Source organism: Streptomyces sp. NPDC058459 (genome assembly GCF_042721685.1).
Taxonomy (GTDB): Bacteria; Actinomycetota; Actinomycetes; order Streptomycetales; family Streptomycetaceae; genus Streptomyces.
In genome coordinates this window covers 1-2,201 of record NZ_JBHXLV010000393.1, presented here as the reverse complement: position 1 = coordinate 2,201, position 2,201 = coordinate 1, and the positions used below count along the sequence as shown (strand labels likewise).

Annotated in this window: 3 protein-coding genes; all 3 read left to right on the top strand. The window is 74.9% G+C overall.

Annotation, left to right across the window (positions count from 1 at the left end):
- The first annotated feature begins 135 nt into the window (after window positions 1–135).
- The 3 genes from ACFWN1_RS33005 (at window position 136) to ACFWN1_RS32995 (ending at window position 2,100) form a co-directional block, all read left to right on the top strand.
- Complete coding sequence (locus tag ACFWN1_RS33005) at window positions 136–801, top strand: HemK2/MTQ2 family protein methyltransferase (RefSeq protein ID WP_384370365.1); 666 nt, start codon at window positions 136–138, stop codon at window positions 799–801.
- An 82-nt stretch (window positions 802–883) separates the two neighbouring features.
- The gene (locus tag ACFWN1_RS33000) at window positions 884–1,099 is read left to right on the top strand and encodes a CDGSH iron-sulfur domain-containing protein (protein WP_384370362.1); all 216 of its coding nucleotides are present in this window, start codon (window positions 884–886) and stop codon (window positions 1,097–1,099) included.
- Window positions 1,096–2,100 carry an iron-containing redox enzyme family protein gene (locus ACFWN1_RS32995; protein ID WP_384370359.1) on the top strand — a complete coding sequence of 335 codons (1,005 nt, stop codon included), beginning with the start codon at window positions 1,096–1,098 and terminating at the stop codon, window positions 2,098–2,100. Before ACFWN1_RS33000 ends, ACFWN1_RS32995 begins: the two co-directional genes overlap by 4 nt.
- Window positions 2,101–2,201 lie beyond the last annotated feature (101 nt).

The window sequence follows — 2,201 nt, the reverse complement described above, 5'->3', positions numbered from 1 at the left end:
GCCACCCAGGCCGTGGCGCGCTCGTGCGTCACCAGCCGCCTCCGTACGGTCATCCGGGACGCGCCGATGTGTGGCCGCCGCGACCGAGGGCACTCAGACACGGCACGAGAACGCCACGGCGTCCAGGAGGCCGACATGGGACCCCTCGCAGCCCTGCCGACACCGCCGGGCGTGTACACCCCGCAGCACGACACCGAACTCATCGCCCGGGTCATGGAGAAGGAACACCTGGGCGCGGACTCGGACGTCCTCGATCTGTGCACCGGCAGCGGCGCGCTGGCCGTGCGGGCAGCCGTACGCGGGGCACGGGTCACGGCGGTCGACATCTCCCGGCGCGCCCTGGCCACCGCCTGGTGCAACGCGCGGCTCGCCGGGCAGTGCATCACCGTGCGCCGCGGCGACCTGGTCTCCGCGGTGCCGGGCCGCCGGTACGACCTGGTGGTGAGCAACCCGCCCTACGTCCCCGCGCCCGCCCCGCGCCCGCCGCGGCGGGGTCCGGCCCGCGCCTGGGACGCCGGGCCGGACGGGCGGGTCTTCGTGGACCGGATCTGCGACAGCACGGCCGGGGTGCTGAACCGGGGCGGTGTCCTGCTCCTCGTGCATTCGGAACTGTGCGGCACCGCGCCGACCCTGGACCGTCTCTCGGCCGCCGGACTGGACGCCGTCGTGGTGGACCGGGGCACCGTGCCGTTCGGTCCGGTGCTGCGCGCCCGCCGCTCCTGGCTGCACAGCCGGGGCATGCTGCGCGACCGGCACGACGACCGGGAGGAGCTGGTGGTGGTCCGCGCCGTGCGCCGCTGACCGGGACGGCTCGTTTCGGCGGCCTTCAGCGGGTACTCGTGGGGGGACGCGAGGACCCGAGCCGTGAGGACGGTGGTCAGCCGTGGGCCGAGAGACCGAGGACGCGACGAGCGTGACGATCACCCCCGACGGTCCGCTGCTTCTGTCCGGCCCGGTCGAGGTGACCCTCCCCGACGGCACGGTCGTCGCCTCGCGGCGTTTCACGGTCGCGCTCTGCACCTGCCGCCGCAGCCGCATCTACCCCTGGTGCGACACCAGCCACCGACGCCGCACGAGGAACGCCGGAGAGACCCGGTGACCGCGCCTGTGCTCCCCCAGCCGCGCGGCGACCTGTCCGGCGCCGTCATCGCCGCGCTGAGCAGCGGTGACACCGCCGTGGACAGCACGGCAGCGGCCACCGCCGACCCGTACGGCGACGACCTCCAGCTCGCCCTGTACGTGCTCTACGAGCTGCACTACCGGGGCTTCGCGGGCGTGCCCGACGAGCTGGAGTGGGACCCCGGACTGCTGGCGGTGCGCCGCGCGCTGGAGCGGCCGTTCCTCGCGGCCCTGCGCCGGGACGTCCCGCCGGGCACGAGCGCCGGGAAGGCGCTGGACGCGCTCCTGGTCGAGCCCGTAGGACACGACGACAGCAGCGTCAGCCACCACCTCCAGCGTGACGGCGAGCTGTGGCAGCTCACCGAGTACGCTGCCCTGCGCTCGCTGTACCACCTGAAGGAGGCCGACCCGCATGCCTGGGTCATCCCGAGGCTGAACGGCCGGGCCAAGGCGGGCATGGTGGCCGTCGAGTTCGACGAGTTCGGCGCCGGCCGCCCCGACGAGATCCACGCGCGGCTCTACGCCGGCCTGATGACCGACCTCGGCCTGGACACCACCTACGGCCACTATCTCGACCGGGCGCCGGCCGTCGCGCTGGCCACGGTCAACCTGATGTCCCTCTTCGGGCTGCACCGCGCGCTGCGGGGCGCCCTGGTGGGGCACTTCGCCACCGTCGAGGTGACCTCGTCGCCGGGTTCCCGCCGGATGGCGGCCGCCCTGCGCCGTGCCGGTGCGGGGGCGGCCGCGCAGCGGTTCTACGACGAGCACGTGGAGGCGGACGCCGTGCACGAGCAGATCGTCCGCCGTGACGTGGTCGGCGGCCTGCTGGCCGACGAACCGCACCTCGACGCCGACATCGCCTTCGGCGTGCACGCCACCGGTCTGCTGGAGGACCGGTTCGGCGCCCATGTGCTGAAGGCGTGGCGGCAGCGGCACAGCGCCCTGCGGCCACCACCGCCGTACGACACGGAGACACGCTGACACCTGGAGCGTGGTACGACGAAGCGGCCCCGGCCCCGGCCGGGCGGGCCGCGTCGGCCGACCCGCCCGGGGCCGGGCTCAGGCGGCCACGCGCGGGGTGG